We start from the raw sequence: 19404 nt of genomic DNA on the forward strand, positions 1-19404 counted from the left end.
ATCTTCAGCTATTCATGGTGCTCTACCTCGTCTGATTCGACTACCGCCGGAAACAGCATAATGAACCGGCTTCCCCGGCCAACAATGCTTTCTGCCCAGATAAAACCTTGATGAGCATCCATGACCTTTCTACAGAAGGTTAACCCCAGGCCGGTTCCGCTGCTTTTGCCCTGGCGCCGGTTCCTGGCCTGAACGAAACGGTCGAAAATATCCTCCAGAGAATTTTCGGCTATCCCTTCACCGGTATCCCTGACCGTTATCTGGACCATCGGTTTGTCCAGGGTCAGCTTTTGCGCCCCATACCTTGCCGGAATCTTTCCTCTGACCGTTTCCGGATCGTTTACGGCCACAGCGGAAATCTCGATCTCACCACCCTCAGCCGTAAATTTCAGCGCGTTAGAGATAAGATTGCCAAGAAGCCGGGAGAAGGTGGCACGATCAGCGGAAATTGCCGGCAGATCATCCTGTACCGTAGCAAAGAGTCTGAGCTGCGCCCTTCTGGCTACAGTCAGAAACCTGGTCATGGTCCGCTGGATAAGTTGGGCCGGCATCTCCTCCTTGAAATGCATGAGCATCTTCCCCGCTTCGAATTTATGCACTCCCAGCAGGGTATCAATCATCTCGACCATCTCGGCACAGCTTTCCATGGATGATTCCAGGTATTCCCTCTGTTCCTCGTTTACCGGCCCCAGGCGCCCTTCCCGCACCAGGTCCACGGAACCGACAACTGCAGTAATCGGTGCCTTAAGGTCGTGGGACAGCATGCTGACGAAGTCTTCCTTTTCCTGTTCCAAGGCTTTGTATGCCGAAATGTCACGAATAATCTCCACGCTGCCGGTAAGTTGGCCGGAAGCGTTGAACAGTGGCGAAGCGCTGGAAGAAACCGGGATCGCCGCAGTATCTGCCAGTATCGTGTAGTAAACGTCAAGACAGGGCTGGCCGCTCCTCAGAACCTCGCGGCAGGGAATGGACTCCGCGGCGATATCGGCCCTTAAGGCCTCTTCCACAGGCATGCCCAGGAGTTGGTTCCGGTTAAGGCCCAGCACCTGTTCCGACTTGAGGTTAACCGTGATTATTTTTCCCTCCGGATCCACGGCCAGAAGAAGGTCTGCCATCCCCTGCAGTACGGCCTCCATTTTTTGTCGCTCTTCATCCAGCTGCTGTTGCAGCCGGATATTGTCCCTTTTTGCCTTGTTCAGCTGTATTGCCCGTTCCACCTTCTGCAGCACATCCTCAGTGGAAAAGGGTTTGGCTATGTAATCCAATGCACCATTCTTCATGGCTTCCACGGCTATATCCTCACTACCGTGGGCTGTCATCATGACAACCGCAACCTCCGGATGAAGATTCTGGACCCTCTCAAGCATCTGCAGGCCATCGATGCGCGGCATCTTGATATCAAGCAGCACCAGGGAAAACTTGTCACGGTCAATCGCCTCCAGCCCTTCTACACCATCCCTGGCGATGGCGGTTCTGTATCCGGCATCCTCCAGCTGCAGCTTGAGAATAAGAGCTATATCCGGCTCATCATCAACAATAAGTATCTTTTTATTTGCCATGATTTTCCTCGTATATGGGTACCGTGAAGGAGAAGACATTACCCCCTTCCTTACCGGCATTGTAATAAATTTTGCATGATGTTTTTCGATGATTTCCTTGCAGATGGCAAGCCCCAGTCCCGTGCCCCCCTGCATTGGCTGATCCGATTCAAGCTGCTGGAATTTTTTGAAAAGCTTTTCCCGGTCCGACCATTGGATCGCCCTGGCCCGATCGGCCACTGAAACGACCAGATAGTTTCCTTCCCTTTCTGCCAGTACCATGACAATTTTACCTTCCGGAGAAAATTTGACCGCATTTGAAAGGAGATTTGTCAGAACCTGGATCAACCGGTCGTGATCGCCATATACAAGCGGCAGGTGATCCCCAAGGCTGTTGACGATGGAAATACTCCGGTTATGGGCGAAAGTCTTTATCTCCTCTATGGCGTAGACCACCAGTTCTCCCATGGAAAGAGGCTTGAACGTGAAATCCATCCCTCCAGATTCCATCCTGGAGATATCGAGTATTTCGCTGATCATTCTTATGAGACGCTGGGTATTGCGCAGGCAGACGGAGAGGAGCTGCCGTTCCGTTTCGGTCAGCCATTTGCCCCTGTTGAGCAGCAGCTGTAGCGATCCCTTCATGGAGGTCAGGGGTGTTTTCAGCTCATGGGAGACGGTTGATATGAACTCGGTCTTCATCCGATCGATCTCTTCTTCCGCTGTTATATCCCTGAGAGACATGACGATTCCTGCAAACTCATTTCCTTCCCGGGCCATGGGTGCCAGGTTTACCTTCAGTTTTTTCCCTTTCAGGGTAAGATCCTCCTGTCGGCTGGCAACCGGGCCCCATGTCTCCTTGATCTCCCGGATACACCGCACAAGGTTGGAAAACTCCCCTGAATTGCCCAGCTGTTCGATGGACTGACCTATGACCTTGTAAGGAACAATACCGAGAATCGCCTGCGCTGCCGGATTGAACAGGATAACCCGGCTGTCACTGTCGGTAACGAGCACCCCTTCCACCATGCTGGTCAGGATGGTTTCAAGCCGTCCCATTTCCATGCTCAGTTCTGCGGTTCTCAGGGACACCTTTTTTTCCAGAAGCTCGTTCAGTTCCTGAAGGTCCTTGTTCTTCCTGGAAATGATGCTGTCCCTTTCGGCCAGGGCATTCACCATCCTGTTGAAGGAGCCGGCCAGATCTCCGATCTCATCATTGTTCCTCACCATTACACGCTGACTCAGGTCCCCCAACTCTATGCGCCTGGCCCCGTTTGCCAATTCGAGGATCGGCCCGGCGAACTTCCGCGCGGCAATAAAGGCAATGACGAAGGAGAGCAGGATGCCGACAATTGCCGACATCAATATGTTTTTCAGGCTGTCCACCCGTATCTTCTGCATGTTTTTCCTGGACAGCGCCACTGACAGCGAGCCGACAAATTCGCCGCGACTGTTGGTCAACGGCTCAAAGACCGTCTCATATGCATTGTTGCCGATTTCTGCCTGCCCCCGGTAGGAATAACCCTTTTGCAGTCTTTCGATGACGTGGGATTCCACAGTTGCAGTCTGGATATTGTCTTCCGCACGGTTGCTGGCAATGCGCATACCACGCTGGCTTACCGCTACTTCTGCCTCTTCGCCGAAAATTTCCTGGATCTGGAAGGGGAGGTACGGATCGTTGTTGATCTTGTCTCCGGCGACCACTCCCCCAAGTAATGTCCCGTCAGCATTGAAAACTGGAATCGCGACCAACACCACCATTGCTTCCGTATCTGCGCCGGCAGGATCTTCTTCCTGTTGCAGAAATTCTTTATCCACCAGTTCGATGGATATCACAGCTTTCTTGTCCCTGTACATCTGCCTGACGATATCAGGGATCCCGAACAGGTCGCCGCTCTGTTGATTGTTGTATCTGGCAATGACCCTGTTTTGTGGATCGATGATAGTGAGCATATCAACAAAGGGGAGTACCTTTTTCCAGCGGCGCATGGCGTCCTTCAACCAGACGGAATCCCGCCTGATCAGGTGCTGTTGCACGGGAGGGGCCATAATCGGCTGCATCAGGGAATATTTGATTTGCTCGGCACGGGCGTAAAACTGACTGCGGGCATAATTGAGATGTGCTTCCAGCCCCTTGCCGATATCTTGTTCGATATGGCTTTCGAGCCCTTCGACGGTGGTAAAGAGGAGGGTTGTATAGGAGACTACAAGAATGAGCAGTATGGATAGAAAAAGTTTGCTTCTTATGCTGAGGCTGAATTGCATAAGTGGCCTTTTGCCTGGCAAGATTATGGAAAGGAAAGGACTTGCGAGAAAAATCCGGCTGACTGTTTAATAATCTTCCGCTTTCAGATCTCTCGTCATAAGCTCCAGGACTGCTTCGCGCGCCGGTTTGTCCTGATAAAGCACTTCATAGACCTTTTCGGTAATGGGCATCTCCACCTTGAGCCTGGCCGCCAGATTATAAGCCGACTCCGTCGTCTTCACACCTTCTGCAACCATGCGCATTTCACCGAGAATCTCTGTCAGCCGCCTTCCCTGCCCCAATTGAATGCCGACGGTGCGATTGCGCGAAAGATCCCCCGTACAGGTGAGGACCAGATCCCCCATCCCTGCCAGACCGGCAAAGGTCGCTTCCCTGGCGCCAAGAGCCCGGCCAAGGCGCGTCATTTCCGCCAGCCCGCGGGTAATCAGGGCGGCTCTGGTATTGTGGCCAAAGCCAAGTCCGTCAGATATACCGGCTGCAATGGCAATGACATTTTTGATTGCCCCCCCCAGCTCAACCCCCGCCACGTCGTTGTTGGTGTAGACGCGGAATTTGTGGGTATTGAATATCTGCTGAACCTTCCTGGCAACCTCGCCCCTTTCGGAAGCGACCGCAACCGCTGTGGGCATTTCCTGAGCCACTTCCCGTGCAAAACTCGGGCCGGAGAGGGCGGAAAAGGTGGCGTAAAGCTCCTGGGGCAGCAATTCCCGGTATACCTGGGAAACGGTCATCAGCGTATCCACCTCTATGCCCTTGGAAGCACTGACAATGATTGCGGAGGGGGAAATGAAGGGAAGGGCGTTTTTCACCACGCGGCGAGTCACCTGGGAAGGTACGACAAACAGCAGCAGCCCTTTGTCCGCCACAGCCTCCTGCAGAAGGTTTGTGAACTTGAGTGCCGGCGAAAGCGATATTCCTGGAAGAAAAATGCTGTTGTATCGTGTCTGGGCCATTTCCACCACCAGCTCCGGCTCGTAGGCCCATAGCGTAACATCATGGCCTTTTTTTGCCAAAAGGTCCGCCAGGGTTGTCCCCCAGCTGCCAGCCCCTATTACCCCGATTTTTTCAGGTATAAGCATCATTTTCTCCGATCTTTTGTCTTACCAGGAACTTCGTTGGTTCTCAGCCACTCAATCATCCATTCTTCGCCAGATTCCGGTTCATAGCGGCGGGTATCGAAACCCTCTTCCAGGGCCTCGCGAGCCATATCCATACTTTCCAAGGCAAGTCGTCGCAAGAATGGGTGAAAGTGGTACGGCAGCTTAAATTCAGCAACGTTACCGGCAAGGGCCGCCGTCTTTTCAGCAAGGCGGGGGTCACGCCCCACCCGGCGCATCAAATCTGCCACCAGGAGCAGCCGCCGGTGGATTCGTTCAACCAGGTGCGGAAAAAGTTCCTGACAAAACCGCGCCAGGATCAATTCAAGCCCCCGGGTCAGTTCTCTGCCGCTGCACCTGAGCTGGAGGTCGCGCCATTCGGCGGCATAGCCATAAACACTGCTGTCGGTCATGAACCAGCAGGAGAAGAAATCGTCATCTGCTATTTCATCCAGACAATCATTGGTCAGGCGAACCTTCGCCTTCGTCGGTTGCAAAGGGGGTTCATAGATGGTCGGCACCAGTTGGCCGCGACTGAACATGCCGCTACGGACATAAAACTCTGCCGGCAGCTCCGTGCCGGTCTCCCTGTTCCGGTACAGTGCATCCTGCATCAGGCAAAGAGCATAATCCGCTTCAACAGGTACTACCTCTTCCTCGCCGTGCAGCTCGGTAAGTTCTTCTTCCAGTTCTGACCCGGCCACCGAAGCACTGCCCCTGGCTCCGACTATGCCGATCAATTCATGGATCTGCAGACAGAGAATGGCAAAGGTATCCCCACCACTGGTGCGGGAAAAAAACAGCGTACGATAGCCGTCTCCATCGGGCGGTCCGGCACAGCAGATGTGAAAGGGGAGGGAGGTATCCTGCTCTGAAAGGTTACCGGCATCGACCCCAAGAAAGGAGAGCCGGCGCAAATTTCGGGCTGCGATACCGGCCAACGGTTCTGCAGCCTGGGACAAGTATTTTCTCAGCAGCTCTGCAGATGCTTTTTCCCTGATTCTTCCCAATGCAGCGAGTGTTGCCGGCGTTACCCCACCATCATCAAGCCTGAGCAGAATCTGCAACAAATCAACCACCTTGGGATTGCCGACTTCCGGCAGCCGTCCAATCACCATCAACCGTATTTCCTGCGGGTAGAGAAGGAATTCTTCCATAAAAGAAATGAGTCCTTCTTCACCACGGTCCAGTACTTCCGGTACGGATATGGATGCGCTATTGGCGATACCGGCGAACAAGTACGAAAAAGGAGGATGACTCACATCGACACCATAGCCTTCCAGTGCCGCCAGTATTGCCGCCTTGGCATCGTGGTCCAGGTCCCTGCGTTTCAGGGCAATCTGAATGAGCTGGTCGATCCAGACTTCATCCTCGAAAAAATCCAGAAGATAGGTATATCTTGAAATCAGGTCACCGCGCCTCTCCAGCCAGAGATTTCGCACCAGGGGGCGAAGGGCGGACTTGCCGTTTTTTTTCAGGAACCCGCCAATCTCTTCCAGCTCATCGAGACTGATATTTTCCTCTTTCACTCTTTCCAGCTGGCGAAGAATGCCACGGCGGTCATTAAGGCTTGTATCTATTTTTCGCTGGTGCATTGCATCCTTCAGGCGGAACTGGGCTGGATAAATCCGGAATCGGCTTATTCCTGTTCTTCCACCTCTGTGTCCAGGCCCCCATCAGTGGATTCGTCGGCGTCATCTTCTTCTTTCTCGGCCAGCCGGGCAACAGCCACCACCCGTTCGTCGTCCTCAGTCACCATCAGGCGTACACCCTGGGTGTTGCGGCCAATGATTGAAAATCCTTCCACCGGCACCCGAAGGATTTTCCCCTGGTCGGTGATGAGCATGAGATCGTTTTCGTCCACCACCTGCTTGATATCGACGACACAGCCGTTACGTTCGGTGGTCTTGATGGTGATGATCCCTTTGCCACCTCTGGACTGACAGCGGTATTCCCCCAGCTCGGTCCGCTTGCCGAAACCGTTTTCGGTAACGGTGAAGAGAGTGGAATCGGTGTACTCTTCATTGATGATTTCCATGCCGATGACCACATCGTCATCCTCCAGGGTCATGCCCCGCACCCCTCGGGATACCCGGCCGACGGTCCTGACATCCGACTCCCTGAAGCGGATGGATTTGCCGTTTCTTGAGCCAGCAGCACATCCTGGCGACCGTCAGTGAGCGCTACCGAGATCAGCTTGTCCCCTTCGTCAAGGTTGACGGCGATTATCCCCCCAAGGCGCGGATGGAATATTCCATAAGCGGCGTCTTTTTCACCACACCATGACGGGTGGCCATCATGATGAATTTGTCGGCGGCAAACTCTTTAACCGGCAAGATGGCGGTAATTTTCTCATTGGCGGAAAGGTTGAGCAGGTTGACGATAGCCTTGCCCCTGGTAGCCCGTCCTGCTTCCGGGATTTCATAGACCTTCAACCAGTAAACCTTGCCCGCATCGGTGAAAAACATCAGGTAATCCTTGGAAGAGGCGATGAACAGCTGCTCTACGAAATCCTCTTCCTTGGTCTTCATGCCGGTTTTGCCCTTGCCGCCACGGCGCTGGGCACGGTACATGGTCACCGCATTACGCTTGATGTATCCGGTGTGGGAAATGGTCACCACCATGTCCTCTTCGACTATCGTGTCTTCCAGGGATATTTCCGCCGTCTGATCGATGATCTCGGTGCGCCGTCTGTCGCCGAACTTCTCTTTAAGCTCCAGAAGTTCGCCGACTATGATCTTCAGGATCTCCGTTTCCGAAGCGAGAATCTCCTTGAGACGGGCGATATACCGAAGAATCTCGTGGTATTCATCGACGATCTTGTCCCGCTCCATGCCGGTGAGGCGGTGGAGGCGCATCTCAAGGATGGCTTGGGCCTGGAGCTCGGAAAGCATGACGGGTTTGGCATATTCGGCATGATTTGCCGGCAGGGAAAGGCCAAGCTTTTTCAGCCATTCCTCGTCGGAAAAAATCCCGGACATGAGCTTCCTTGGCCTCCGCCGGGTTTTTAGACCCGCGGATCAGTTCGATCACGGCATCGAGCCAGTCCAGTGCGATTTTCAGGCCTTCAAGGATATGGGCACGGGCCTCGGCCTTCTTCAGATCGAAGATAGTGCGGCGGGTGACGATCTCCCGACGGTGGTCGATGAAGTGATTGATGGTCTCCCGCAGGTCAGAACCTTCGGCCGGTTGTTGACGATTGCCAGCATGATGATGCCGAAGGAGGCCTGCATCTGGGTCTGCTTGTAAAGGTGATTGAGAACGATCTGCGGATTCTCGTCCTTTTTCAGCTCGACAACGACCCGCATCCCTTCACGGTCCGATTCGTCCCGCAGGTCCGAAATACCTTCGATCTTCTTTTCCCTGACCAGTTCGGCGATCTTTTCAACCAGCCTTGCCTTATTCACCTGATAGGGAATTTCGGTGACGACTATGGATTGGCGCTCGGTCTTCTTATGGGTTTCAACGATGGCCCTGGCACGCATCTGGATGATACCGCGGCCGGTAGAGTAGGCTGAAAGTATCCCTTCCCGCCCATAGATAAAGCCGGCGGTAGGGAAATCAGGCCCGGGAATGAGTGCGATAAGTTCCTCGAAAGTCAGCTCGGGATTGTGGATGACGGCAACGATACCGTCAATGACCTCCGTCAGATTATGGGGAGGAATGTTGGTCGCCATACCGACGGCAATACCAGAAGAGCCGTTGACCAGCAGGTTGGGGAACTTGGCCGGCAGAACCAGCGGTTCTTTCAACGAGTCGTCGTAGTTCGGCCCCATCTCCACCGTTTCCTTGTCGATGTCGGCAGAAGTTCATGGGCCAGCTGGTACATGCGGATTTCCGTATAACGCATGGCTGCCGGAGAATCTCCGTCAACGGATCCGAAGTTCCCCTGACCATCCACCAGCGGATAACGGAGGGAGAAATCCTGGGCCATGCGCACCAGTGTGTCGTAGACCGCCGTGTCGCCATGGGGATGATATTTACCGATGACATCGCCAACGACACGGGCCGATTTTTTGTACGGCTTGTTGTAATCGTTGCCCATGTCATACATGGCATAGAGACAGCGCCGGTGGACAGGCTTCAGACCGTCGCGCACATCGGGAAGCGCCCGTCCGATAATGACGGACATGGCGTAATCCATGTACGACCTTTTCATTTCATCTTCTATGTTGACCGCTACCTTGTTAGTTTGAGTAAGCATTACGACCTCTTTGCAATTGGCATATAAGGGCGGAAAAGCACCCTTGTCTCATCAAATGTCCAGATTGGAAACGTTCAGTGCGTTCAACTCTATGAATTCACGCCGCGGCTCCACCTGATCACCCATAAGGACGGTAAATATCTCTTCTGCTTCGACAGTGTCCTCGATCTTCACCTGAAGCAGTAAGCGGTTCTCCGGATGCATGGTGGTTTCCCATAACTGCTCAGGATTCATTTCTCCCAAACCTTTGTAGCGCTGGATATACAGCCCTTTTTTAGCCGTTTCGAGGAAAAATGCCAGCAGTTCCTCATGGCTTTCCGTTTCAAGCAATTGCTTTTCTTCGGTGGCTACCGTTGCCGCCACGTTGCCCATGATGGCTTCCACCTTGCGCTGACTCTCAACCAGAAGGTCATATTCATAGGAATTGATGGCGTCAAAGATGTGCTGATCAATGCTGACCCTGAGATTCCCCAGCATGAAGATAATCTTCTGATCCCCCGGCATATAATCAGCATCGGGAAAGTTCTCCTTCATTCTTGCCAGGTAAGGCTCCAGTTCGCTTATTTCTTCCAGCCCGCTTTTTACGCCGCTCTTGAGGAAAATCTTCAGCAGTTCCTCGTTGACCCCCTTCTTCACCACCTTGCCGAAGAGGGACTGATGTTCGATGATCTGCCTGAGCAGGGGGATGATCTGTTTCCCACGGTAGGTGCGCTCATCGCTCCCAAAGCGGAGGATCAGATCTTCGGTGCCCTCCTCTAACAGGTAGCTTTGCAGCGCCGCCTCATTTTTCAGATATTGTTCCTTCTTCCCGCGTTTGATCTTGTAAAGGGGAGGCTGGGCAATGTAGAGGTATCCACGTTCGATCAGTTCAAGCATCTGCCTGAAGAAGAAGGTCAGGAGCAGAGTCAGGATGTGCGAGCCGTCAACGTCGGCATCGGTCATGATGATAATGCGGTGGTAACGGAGCTTGGCGATGTCGAAGTCCCCTTTGCCGACACTGGTGCCAAGTGCCGCAATCAGGGTGCGTATCTCCTGGGAAGAGAGCATTTTATCGAAGCGCGCCTTCTCCACGTTGAGGATCTTTCTGAGGGGGAGTATGGCCTGATATTTACGGTCCCGCCCTTGTTTTGCCGATCCACCTGCAGAATCACCCTCGACGAGGAACAGTTCGCACAATGCCGGATCCTTTTCCTGGCAGTCGGCCAGCTTGCCCGGCAGTGTTCCAACCTCCAGCGCTCCCTTGCGCCGAGTCAGGTCACGGGCTCTACGGGCGGCTTCCCTGGCCCGGGCCGCATCGATGGATTTTTCCAGAATACGTTTGGCGATCTGCGGATTTTCCTCCAGGTAGGTTGCCAGCTTTTCGTTCATCAAGGTTTCCACATAACCCTTCACTTCCGAGTTACCCAACTTGGTCTTGGTCTGGCCCTCGAACTGGGGCTGGGATATCTTTACCGATATGACGGCCGTCAACCCTTCGCGCAAGTCTTCTCCGGAAATGTTCTCCTTGACGTTTTTCAGCAGGTTATTGGTGTTGGCATAGGTGTTCATGGTGCGGGTGAGGGCTGCCTTGAAACCAACCAGATGGGTTCCCCCTTCGTGGGTGTTGATGTTGTTGGCAAAGGAGAATACCTTCTCGTCGTAGGAATCGTTGTACTGCATGGCTATTTCCATCTCTACGCCACCTTTTTCGCCGTTGATGAATATCGGCTGGGGATGGATAGGGGTCTTGTTCTTGTTCAGATATTCGACAAAGGACCGTATGCCCCCTTCGTAGAAGAACTCATGCACCTTTTCAGTCCGCTCGTCAACTATCTTTATCTTTACCCCGGCATTGAGGAATGCCAGTTCCCGCAGGCGCTGGGAGAGAATATCGAAGGAAAACTCCGTAGTCTCGAAAATCTCATCATCGGGAAAAAATATGATCTTGGTGCCGCGCTTCTTTGTTTCGCCCACCACTTCCAGTGGACCCTGGGGGTCACCACAACGGTAGGACTGTTTGAAGATTTTTCCATCCCGGCGTATTTCCAGCTCCAGCTTCTTCGACAGGGCATTGACAACCGAAACTCCGACGCATGAAGGCCCCCGGAAACCTTGTAGGAAGTATTATCGAATTTTCCACCCGCGTGTAGTACTGTCAGTACTACCTCCGCAGCAGATTTTCCTTCTGTCGGATGCATATCTGTAGGAATACCGCGGCCGTTATCTACGACGGTTACAGACCCGTCAACATTGATAGTCACCGCAATGTCATCACAGTGGCCAGCCAGTGCCTCGTCTATGGAGTTATCAACGACCTCGTAAACAAGGTGGTGCAGTCCTTGGATGGAGGTTGACCCGATATACATGGCTGGTCTTTTTCTTACCGCAGAAAGACCTTCCAGCACCTTGATCTTATCCGCACCGTAATCTTTGGAAGTTTCGTCATTGCTCATCGTTGTCCCTCAATGTAGAACCTTTCCCTCTTCAATCCGGTAGGTCCTGTAGTTTTCTATTTCATCAACGCTAATATTCTGCAGAGACGTGGTAGTGATGAAAACCTGCATATCTCTTTTCTTCAGGAACTCCATCAGATTTTTTTTCCTTTCCTGATCCAGCTCGGAGCTGAGATCGTCCAGGAGAAAGATTGGCTGGCTGTGGAATTTCTTCTGCATGTATTCCGTTTCTGCCATTTTTAAGGCAAGCACATAGCTCTTCTGCTGTCCCTGGGAACCGAACTGTTTCAACGGCCTGCCGTTGAGAATGAATTCCACATCGTCCCTGTGGGGCCCTGCCAGTGTCGTTCCCCGTCGCTCTTCTTCCGTCGCTGTTTTAGCAAGGGCTTCTGCAAAAGCATCGGCACATCGCCTCTACAGTCAGCCAGGTCCATATGATAAGGCCTGTAGTTTATATCCACGGCCTCTTCATTTCCCGATATCTCGCGGTAAAAGCGTTGAAGCAAATCTCTAAGGGCATCGAGATAGGCAAGCCTGGAAAGGATGATATTTTTTCCCTGTTCGACTAGCTTTTCAGTCCAGATGTCAAAGCTGACCTTTTCTCCCCTTTTCAGAAGCATGTTCCTGTTTTTCAGGACCTTGCTGTAAGCATGATAGACGGAAAGATAGGTGATATCACTGCTGAAGACAGCCCTGTCCAGATATTTTCTTCTCAGCTCCGGCAGGCCCTTGACCATGTTCACTTCTTCCGGAGTGAATACCACCACATTCAGGTGGCCAAAAAAATCATCTATTCTGGTAACAGCCTTCTGGTCTACCCTTATTTTTTTTCCCTGGTTATCCAGGAAAACGGCTATTTCTCTAGTTACTCCATCCCGCTCCACCCAACCCTTTAAAAGGCTGCTGATGGCGCCCCACCGCACAAGGTCGCTGCTCCTTGCCGTTTTGAAGGATTTCATGGTTGCCAGAATAAAGATGGATTCAAGGAGATTTGTCTTGCCCTGACCATTATTGCCGTAAAAAATATTGAAATGCTGTGCCGGCATCAGCATGGTCTCTTCAAGATTTCTAAACGACTGAAGATATATTTTATTTAATTTCATCTCAACTGTTATTTCATTAAAAAGGCCACTCCTTTCGAGAGGGGCCTTATCAGGGAGCTGATCCCTGTGGCTGAACCTTCTTTGATCGGGAAAATTCTAGAGACGCATGGGCATGATCACCGACATGAAATCATCCTTTGCAATCGGTTTCATTATTATGGGGGATAACTCATCCCGGAGATCCAGCTCAACCTGATCATCCCGGAGGACAGTCAGAACATCGATCAGGTATCTGGCGTTGAACCTCACGGACAAGGGGGTGCCATCGTACAGAACCTCCTGCTCCTCCCTGGCATCACCCAACTCGGGATTACTGGATGAAATCTCTATACTGCCGCTTCGTACATCAAGTTTTATACCTTTGAATTTTTCACTGGAGAGGATGGCCATCCTTCTCAGTGAATGGAGTAGGGCCTCACGGGACACTGTTACTTTCTTGTCGTTGCTTGCAGGGATCACTTTGGTATAATCGGGAAACTCCCCATCGATAAGGCGCATGACGATGACCGTATTGTCCTTCTTGATTACGGCGCTGTTATCCATGAAGCCCATCATTATGTCGCCGCTTTCTTCTTCTGCAATCTTCTTCAACTCATAAATCCCTTTTTTGGGAAATATGACCCCTTTGCTCAGCTCGTTGCTGATGGCCCCTTCAAATTCCTTCTTTGCCACTGACAGTCGATGTCCATCGGTGGCAACCATCCTGATGGCATTTCTGCCTTCTTCGCTGGCAGCTTTTATGAAAATTCCATTGAGATTGAATTTACTCTCGTCAGTGCAGATTGCATAGGAGGTCTTTTCAATCATTTCACTCAAAAAGTTGTTGCTGAGGTTAACGAAAATGTTGTCGTTTACCTTGGGAAAATAGGGAAATTCATCGGGAGAAAGGCCTACTATGTTGAAGTGAGCTTTGCCGCAATGGATCTCTATCCAGTCATTTTCTTTTGTGGAAAAGGTTATTTCTTCATCGGAAAGCTCTTTTATGATTTCGTAAATTTTCTTTGCCGCTACGGTAATCTTTCCTTCTTTGGCAATTGTTACAGGGTATGAGCTTTTCATGCCCACTTCCAGGTCGGTAGCCGTAACATGCAACAAGCCGTTGCTTGCTTCAATGAGGGCATTGGAAAGGATGGGCATAGTATTTCGCTTTTCGACGATTCCCTGGATCTTCTGTAAGGCTTTAGTGAATGTTTCCTTGCTGATGCTGAATTCCATCTACTCCTCCATGTCACATACGAATAATATATTTTAAATCTTTTAAGTAGTAGTAGATAGTGGCTGTGGATATGTTGATATAGTGGCTAATTAGCCGATGGTACGTCTTTTTTTCACTTTATAAAATTGTTGGCAATTACGACAGCTGGGAGGTTTTTAAACATCGCACTAAAATTGTCAACAGCTGTCGGTAAATATTAACAGCTTTTCCCATCAACTCATCAATTCCTTCTTCATCTTTTCCACAGCGTTTTTTATCTCCAGGTCATTTTCCATCTGTTTCTCGATTTTTTTAACCGAATGTATGATTGTAGAATGATCCTTACCGCCGAATCTCTCTCCAATCTCAGGATAGGAGGCCTTGGTGAGCTCCCTGCTGATGTATATGGCTATTTGGCGCGGTATTACGAAGGTTTTCAACCTTTTGTCAGATTTTAGCTCTGATACTTTGATTTTGAAATGATCGGCAACATGTTTCTGTATCATTTCTACGGTAATATCTTTAGTTTTTTCGACAATTATATCTTTCAGAATGTCGCGGGCCATGTTCAGGCTGATTTCACTGCCGGTGAGGCTGGCATAGGCTCCAAGCCTGATCAACATGCCTTCCAGTTCCCTGACGTTGCTAGTGGCACTCGATGCAAGAAAAAGGGCCACATCGTTGGGCAGGGTAATGGCGTTCAGGTCTGATTTTTTCTTTAGGATCGCTATCTTGGTTTCAATGTCGGGAGGCTGGATGTCGGCAATCAAACCCCATTCGAAGCGCGAGCGGAGCCTTTCTTCAAGACCTGGAATATCCTTGGGAAATTTATCCGAGGTAACAACTATCTGTTTGTGTGATTCGTATAATGCATTGAAGGTATGGAAGAACTCTTCCTGGGTAGCTTCTTTTCCCGCCATGAACTGAATGTCGTCGATGAGGAGTATGTCCATTTTTCTGAACTTATTGCGGAATTCATCCATTTTTTTATAGCGGAGGGAATTGATCATCTCATTCATGAATTTTTCAGATGAGTAATAGCAAATTTTCGCTTTTTTATTGTTTTCCCTGATCTGATTGCCGATTGCAATGAGAAGATGGGTCTTGCCGAGCCGACGCCGCCATAAATGAAAAGAGGATTATAATTGCAAGCCGGGTTGTTTGCCACTGCCTGGGAAGCGGCATGTGCAAACTGATTGCTGGCACCGCAGACGAAGGAATCGAAAGTGTATTTAGGGTTGAGATTGGTATTGAAATCAACATTCCTGGTGGAGTCATTTTCGATCTTGTCGGTAGTCTGGAGGTCGACCTTTTTTTTCTCCACCTGGGATTTTTCCGTTATTTTGAAATCAACTTGATATTTGATGTTGGTAAGAGAGGATATTGCCTCTATAATGATTGAAAGGTATTTTTCAGTGACCCATTCCTTGATGAATTTGCTGGGAACTTCCAGTGTCAGATTGGTGTCACTGACATTGTGGAAATGAATTGGTTTGATCCAGGTGTTGTAGGTCTGCGGAGTTAGGACCTTCTTTATGTTCGATTGGGCTTCAAGCCAAATCTTTTCCATTTGAATATGACCTTCTTGGATAGGTGACTTTTAAACAGATTTATCAACAGATGTTGAAAAAAATAAACATATTAATTTCAGTCTGTTACATTTCTAAAAGGAGAGATATTTTGATCTAGCCGATGGTGGTTGAAATGTAACAAAGCTACCCTTAATTTGCAAGGTAAATTTTCCAAAAGGGATAAATAATTCATTGACAAATCACTGGTATTATGTTTAATTTTACAGCTTATTTTTAGATAACATTACCAATCACCACATGTAAATATAAGGAGCTTTTTAGAGATGAAAAGAACATTTCAACCAAGCAATGTTTCCAGGAAAAGAACCCACGGATTTCTTGTCAGAATGTCGACCAAGAACGGCAGACTCGTTATTAAACGACGCCGGGCTAAAGGGCGCAAAAACCTAGCGGTATCAATTGCATCCAAATAATACCCGAAATTCATTTACAAAAGACGAAAGGCTGTTGAAGCGATCCCAGTTCCTGCATGTTTCAGATGCAGGGAAGAAGATCCATACAGCTCATTTTATCATTTTGGGTTTAGTCTCAGCTGATTTGACAAAAATCGGGATTACTGTCAGCCGTAAAGTAGGAAATGCCGTTTGCAGGAACCGTATCAGGCGGCTGGTTCGTGAGTTTTACAGACTTAATAAACAACATTTTGCTGTTGCTTATTACAATATCATTGCCAAGAGAGGTGCAGAACAGCTGAATTATCAGCAGGTTTGCAGGGAATTGGCTAATGCTCTGGAACGCCTATATATAAAGCCATGCTGAGACAAACAGCTATTCGCGCCATTCGTTTTTATCAAAAGTTTATCTCCCCTTACAAGGGAGCCTCCTGCCGGTTTTATCCTTCCTGTTCAGATTATTCATTACAATCCTTTGAGAAGCACGGATTACTGACCGCCCTGTGGTATTCCGTGCTGCGTATTCTGAAGTGTCATCCCTTTCATCCGGGTGGCTATGATCCTGTTAAATAACTTTCTGGTTATTGGAGTAATTATGGAAAAAAGAGTTGTTATTGCCGTTATTTTATCCATAGCGGTTTTGTATGCTTTTTCGTATATGTTTCCACCGCCGGTAGCCAATCTGAAAGAAAAGGCCAGGCCGGTTGCAGCTGTGCAGAGCCAGCCTTCTTCTGCGAAACTTTCTGCCATCAATAGTGTTCCTGTAGCAGCAACTCCACAGGCAGGTCTTGCTGCTCGTAACATTGTGGTGGATACCGATTTGTTTATTGCCGTCTTCTCCACGAAAGGGGGCGGTCTCCAAAGCTTCCAACTGAAGCATTATAAAGACAAAGCGGGGGCAGTCGGACGGGATATCGTCCTTAAGAACGAGTCAGATGCTGACAAGCTGTCCCTCTTGAGTGAAGGAAAAAACTTTGGACTGGAACCGAACCTGGTATTCCAATCCTCAGCCAAGGACACAAAATTGGCTGGAACCGAAAAATCTTCCATCGAATTCACGGTTACCTCACAGACTGGTGTCATACTGAAAAAGGTCTACTCCTTTTCCGGTAATGGTTATGGCATCAATCTTCATCAGGAATTGATCAACACCGGTTCGTCACGGGTTGAAGGAGCCATTTCGCTGGTAAACTACAATCGTCTGGTTGCAGAGGCTGGCGATGGTAGATATGAAGTATACGGTCCCGTCACAATGGCTGGTGATAAAGTAATAACCGACAAGGTCTCCGATATCGCGAAAGGGCCGAAGCAGTTCGACAATAATGTTTCATGGGCTGCCTTTGCCGACAAATATTTCATGGACGCCGTCATTGCCGTCAAAAACAGCATAGCTTCTGCGCGTGTAGCTAAAATAAGCGACAATTATGTCCAGACTAACGTCACGTCTTCACCACTTTCCCTCAATCCGGGGCAAAGTGCTTCAATTGATTACCGCCTTTTTTATGGTCCAAAAGATCTGGATATTCTTAAAGCCCAAGGAAGCAGACTGGAAGAGGCCATCGATTTCGGCTGGTTTTCTGCTTTAGCCAAGCCGCTTCTTCGTTCAATCAAGTTCTTTTATTCCTATACACATAACTATGGCCTGGCATTATCATCATTACCATCATCCTCAAGGTGCTTTTCTTTCCCCTCACCCACAAGAGCTACAAGTCAATGAAGGAGATGCAGAAGCTGCAGCCGAAAATGGCCGAGCTCAAGGAAAAGTTCAAGAATGATCGTGATGCCATGAACCGTGCCGTGATGGATCTTTACAAGACCCACAAGGTTAATCCGATGGGGGATGTCTGCCGATGCTTGTGCAGATCCCCGTTTTTTTCGCTCTTTACAAGGCCTTGATGTTTTCCATTGAACTACGCCATGCACCATTTGTGCTGTGGATCACCGATCTCTCTGCCAAGGACCCCTATTATGTAACTCCCGTCATCATGGGTGTGACCATGTTCATTCAACAAAAAATGACTCCTACCAACATGGATCCCATTCAAGCAAAGATGATGCTGGCCTTGCCGGTCGTCTTCACCTTCATGTTTCTCAATTTTCCTGCCGGTCTGGTATTGTACTGGCTCATCAACAATATTCTGACAATTGCCCAGCAGGCTTACATCAATAAGTCTTTGCCTGCCTGAGCAGACGTAGAATACCGGGTGAAAAGAGATGTATCTGCGTGACACAATAGCAGCGATCAGTACTCCCATCGGGGAGGGTGGTATAAGCATTATAAGGATAAGCGGTCCGGATTGCCTTTCAATTGCCGATCGCATCTTCCGCAGGAGTCGTGACGGTGGCCTAAAAAGCCACCGTTTCTATTATGGGGTTATATTCGATCCCGATTCTACCACCATCCTTGATGAGGCCATGGTTGTCCTTATGCGGGGACCCCACTCATTCACCCGCGAAGACGTTCTTGAACTCCACTGTCATGGCGGCTATCTGGTTGTTCGACGCATTCTGGCCCTTGTGCTGCGACAGGGAGTGCGCCTTGCCGATCCAGGAGAGTTCACCAAACGTGCTTTCCTCAATGGACGTATCGATCTGGTTCAGGCTGAAGCCATTATGGATATCATACGCAGCAAGTCGGAGATGTCCCTTAACCTTGCCCAGCATCAGCGTGAAGGCCTTCTTTCCCGGCACTTGTTCCAATTGAAGGAATATCTCCTTTCTTCCCTTGCTTTTCTTGAAGCCTTTATTGACTTTCCCGAAGAAGATATTGATGTTTCTGCCAAAGAACATATAGCAGAATATCGATTCCTCACTTCTTATGTTGGATGAATTGCTGTCGGGGTTTTCAGAGGGAGAATTATCCGCGAAGGGGTCTCGGTGGTTATTGCCGGCAAACCCAATGTGGGAAAATCTAGTCTCCTCAATGCACTTTTGCGTGAAAAGCGGGCTATTGTCACTGCCATTCCCGGCACTACCCGTGATCTTATCGAAGAGCAAATGACCATTAAGGGGCTTCCGGTTAAACTGCTCGATACCGCCGGCATACGTGAATCAGACGACCATGTGGAAAAGGAAGGGGTTAAGCTGTCACTGGAAAAACTGCCCTCAGCTGATCTGGTTCTTTTTGTTGTTGATGCCTCATCTCCCTTTAGTGTTGAAGACCAGTCGATACTTGAGAAGCTTTCTGGATTCAACTTCATGGTCGTTAAAAATAAGTCTGACATTGATGGCTCTTATGTTCTTCCATTTGAACCAGAATTGCCGGTCCTGTCCATTTCCACCCATACCGGTCATGGACTTGTCGATTTGCAGCAGGCAATTTTCGATTTTTTTATCCATCATCCCGATCATGACAACCGAGAATTTGTTGCCATATCCCAAGTGCGGCATCGTGATGCTTTGACTAGTTGTCGTAATGCACTTGCCAACTTTAAGGACAACCTGGATCGGGAAGTCAATCTTGACCTCTTGGCCATAGATCTTCGTGATGCTCTTGATTCGTTGGGTGAAGTGACTGGTGAAACTACTGCCGATGATGTGTTGGATAGGATATTCCAGCAATTCTGTATCGGCAAATGATATGTT

General features: G+C 49.7%; 9 protein-coding genes and 8 pseudogenes. 5 read left to right on the plus strand and 12 right to left on the minus strand.

Going from position 1 to position 19404, the window contains the following annotated elements; translation table 11 throughout:
• Nucleotides 1-8 precede the first annotated feature (8 nt).
• From JCM15764_RS29735 to dnaA, 12 genes and pseudogenes are all read right to left on the minus strand, one after another.
• The gene (locus JCM15764_RS29735; protein ID WP_054695869.1) at nucleotides 9-1559 is read right to left on the minus strand and encodes an ATP-binding response regulator; all 1551 of its coding nucleotides are present in this window, start codon (nucleotides 1557-1559) and stop codon (nucleotides 9-11) included.
• Between the two features lie 129 nt (nucleotides 1560-1688).
• Nucleotides 1689-3803: pseudogene (locus tag JCM15764_RS29740) on the minus strand (histidine kinase dimerization/phospho-acceptor domain-containing protein); the annotation flags it as partial.
• A 66-nt stretch (nucleotides 3804-3869) separates the two neighbouring features.
• Nucleotides 3870-4877: an NAD(P)H-dependent glycerol-3-phosphate dehydrogenase gene (locus JCM15764_RS11685; RefSeq protein WP_054695980.1), complete on the minus strand. Its 1008-nt coding sequence runs from the start codon at nucleotides 4875-4877 to the stop codon at nucleotides 3870-3872.
• Between the two features lie 5 nt (nucleotides 4878-4882).
• The gene (locus JCM15764_RS11690) at nucleotides 4883-6496 is read right to left on the minus strand and encodes a HEAT repeat domain-containing protein (protein WP_054695872.1); all 1614 of its coding nucleotides are present in this window, start codon (nucleotides 6494-6496) and stop codon (nucleotides 4883-4885) included.
• 44 nt (nucleotides 6497-6540) lie between these two features.
• On the minus strand, nucleotides 6541-6972 hold the full coding sequence (locus JCM15764_RS29745; RefSeq protein ID WP_439645291.1) for a DNA gyrase C-terminal beta-propeller domain-containing protein: 432 nt from the start codon (nucleotides 6970-6972) through the stop codon (nucleotides 6541-6543).
• Between the two features lie 12 nt (nucleotides 6973-6984).
• Nucleotides 6985-7032 (minus strand): annotated as a pseudogene (locus JCM15764_RS29750) (hypothetical protein); the annotation flags it as partial.
• A 94-nt stretch (nucleotides 7033-7126) separates the two neighbouring features.
• The gene (locus JCM15764_RS29755; protein WP_279384419.1) at nucleotides 7127-7873 is read right to left on the minus strand and encodes a DNA gyrase C-terminal beta-propeller domain-containing protein; all 747 of its coding nucleotides are present in this window, start codon (nucleotides 7871-7873) and stop codon (nucleotides 7127-7129) included.
• Nucleotides 7761-9105, minus strand: a pseudogene (locus JCM15764_RS29760) (DNA gyrase subunit A). The gene JCM15764_RS29755 and the pseudogene JCM15764_RS29760 overlap by 113 nt, the downstream one beginning before the upstream one ends.
• Before the next feature lie 51 nt (nucleotides 9106-9156).
• Nucleotides 9157-11537: pseudogene (gene gyrB, locus JCM15764_RS11700) on the minus strand (DNA topoisomerase (ATP-hydrolyzing) subunit B).
• A gap of 9 nt (nucleotides 11538-11546) precedes the next feature.
• Nucleotides 11547-12640 (minus strand): annotated as a pseudogene (gene recF / locus JCM15764_RS11705) (DNA replication/repair protein RecF).
• A 96-nt stretch (nucleotides 12641-12736) separates the two neighbouring features.
• Nucleotides 12737-13855 carry a DNA polymerase III subunit beta gene (gene dnaN, locus JCM15764_RS11710; protein ID WP_054695876.1) on the minus strand — a complete coding sequence of 373 codons (1119 nt, stop codon included), beginning with the start codon at nucleotides 13853-13855 and terminating at the stop codon, nucleotides 12737-12739.
• 213 nt (nucleotides 13856-14068) lie between these two features.
• Nucleotides 14069-15405, minus strand: a pseudogene (gene dnaA, locus JCM15764_RS11715) (chromosomal replication initiator protein DnaA).
• A gap of 285 nt (nucleotides 15406-15690) precedes the next feature.
• Between dnaA and rpmH the strand changes: the two are divergent.
• The 5 genes and pseudogenes from rpmH to mnmE all read left to right on the plus strand — a co-directional run bounded on the left by rpmH (nucleotide 15691) and on the right by mnmE (nucleotide 19398).
• Nucleotides 15691-15840, plus strand: coding sequence for a 50S ribosomal protein L34 (rpmH, locus tag JCM15764_RS23255; protein ID WP_083767187.1), 150 nt, complete (start codon nucleotides 15691-15693; stop codon nucleotides 15838-15840).
• Entirely contained in the window at nucleotides 15827-16186 is a 360-nt protein-coding gene (gene rnpA, locus JCM15764_RS11720; RefSeq protein ID WP_054695879.1) for a ribonuclease P protein component, read from the plus strand. Before rpmH ends, rnpA begins: the two co-directional genes overlap by 14 nt.
• On the plus strand, nucleotides 16180-16392 hold the full coding sequence (gene yidD / locus JCM15764_RS23260; protein ID WP_243688839.1) for a membrane protein insertion efficiency factor YidD: 213 nt from the start codon (nucleotides 16180-16182) through the stop codon (nucleotides 16390-16392). The genes rnpA and yidD overlap by 7 nt, the downstream gene beginning before the upstream one ends.
• A 22-nt stretch (nucleotides 16393-16414) precedes the next feature.
• Nucleotides 16415-18005: pseudogene (gene yidC / locus JCM15764_RS11725) on the plus strand (membrane protein insertase YidC).
• 28 nt (nucleotides 18006-18033) lie between these two features.
• A pseudogene (gene mnmE / locus JCM15764_RS11730) lies at nucleotides 18034-19398 on the plus strand (tRNA uridine-5-carboxymethylaminomethyl(34) synthesis GTPase MnmE).
• The last annotated feature ends 6 nt before the right edge of the window (nucleotides 19399-19404 follow it).

The organism is Geotalea toluenoxydans JCM 15764 (assembly GCF_001311985.1).
Lineage (GTDB): Bacteria > Desulfobacterota > Desulfuromonadia > Geobacterales > Geobacteraceae > Geotalea > Geotalea toluenoxydans.

What these genes read in the sequence shown, in the direction of transcription:
- JCM15764_RS29735 (WP_054695869.1), bottom strand. Translation starts at nt 1,559, where the DNA reads ATGGCAAATAAAAAGATACTTATTGTTGATGATGAGCCGGATATAGCT.
- JCM15764_RS11690 (WP_054695872.1), bottom strand. Translation starts at nt 6,496, where the DNA reads ATGCACCAGCGAAAAATAGATACAAGCCTTAATGACCGCCGTGGCATT.
- JCM15764_RS29745 (WP_439645291.1), bottom strand. Translation starts at nt 6,972, where the DNA reads ATGACCCTGGAGGATGACGATGTGGTCATCGGCATGGAAATCATCAAT.
- dnaN (WP_054695876.1), bottom strand. Translation starts at nt 13,855, where the DNA reads ATGGAATTCAGCATCAGCAAGGAAACATTCACTAAAGCCTTACAGAAG.
- rpmH (WP_083767187.1), top strand. Translation starts at nt 15,691, where the DNA reads ATGAAAAGAACATTTCAACCAAGCAATGTTTCCAGGAAAAGAACCCAC.
- yidD (WP_243688839.1), top strand. Translation starts at nt 16,180, where the DNA reads ATGCTGAGACAAACAGCTATTCGCGCCATTCGTTTTTATCAAAAGTTT.